We start from the raw sequence: 830 nt of genomic DNA on the forward strand, positions 1-830 counted from the left end.
TTGTTCGATGTCGTTTTCTTTTGTCATTCTCTCACCTGAAATACCCTTTCCTTTTTCGCTGTCGCCAGCATCCAGACCAAGACAAACGCGGGGCCTGTTTTCCTGCCGAATGAATCACAGGCTGTTGAAAAACGCCCGGATTTCCGCAAAATCCGCGGCCCATGCTTGCAGAGTAGGCAGGGAAAGCATCATCTCATGTCCGGGTACTCGAAGGCCAGATCCTGTTGAGGGTCCGGTTTTCGCTGCACCGATGCCCAGAGACCGTTCAGTGGGTCCAGGTCATCATTTGTCGCCTGCGCTGCTGCTGAGTCGTTCGCGGCCTCGAATTCGAGGGTTTGTCGAATGCCTTCCGGAGCGATCAGTTGTGCAATATAGGTTGCCATCTTTATAAAAAGGCAATCCGTAGATATTCGGGGAAGTAATTTCATAGAATTACCTAAGTGACTGTATTTATGGGGAAATTATTGTTTATTTTGGCTCTTCTCCGCTTTGATGAGTGAAAAAAGATGCCAACCCCCCATGTAAGCCGTTGAAATATGAGGTCTCTAACCACTTCATATAGGGCAAGCACATGGGCGTTGGCATCTCAGCACAGATTTTGGGTCTTAAAGGGCAATGCGTCAATCAAATTCAATGGCAGGACAGCACGCGAAGAATTGTTATACAGTGCAGGCGTGATAGGCGACGAAAGGCGGTAGACCCGCTGACCGGAAAGAAGGGAACGATTAACCGGTACATCCAGCGTCAGGTCAGGGATGTGCCCTTTTGTGGTCGTCGTTGTCTGATTGAAATCGAGCTGGCCCAGGTGTGGGTCAGCAAAAATGAACGAC

General features: G+C 49.5%; 2 protein-coding genes. Both read right to left on the reverse strand.

The features are described 5' to 3' along the window. Window positions 1–188: 188 nt before the first annotated feature. Window positions 189–383: a hypothetical protein gene (locus tag ACOCD2_RS22940; RefSeq protein WP_293648994.1), complete on the reverse strand. Its 195-nt coding sequence runs from the start codon at window positions 381–383 to the stop codon at window positions 189–191. 203 nt (window positions 384–586) lie between these two features. After that, window positions 587–830: hypothetical protein (locus ACOCD2_RS22945; protein ID WP_293653641.1), on the reverse strand; the 244-nt coding region annotated here is incomplete at its 5' end.

The sequence above is a fragment of the Thiolapillus sp. genome, from assembly GCF_048562965.1.
Classification (GTDB): domain Bacteria; phylum Pseudomonadota; class Gammaproteobacteria; order Chromatiales; family Chromatiaceae; genus Thiolapillus; species Thiolapillus brandeum_A.

What these genes read in the sequence shown, in the direction of transcription:
- ACOCD2_RS22940 (WP_293648994.1), bottom strand. Translation starts at nt 383, where the DNA reads ATGGCAACCTATATTGCACAACTGATCGCTCCGGAAGGCATTCGACAA.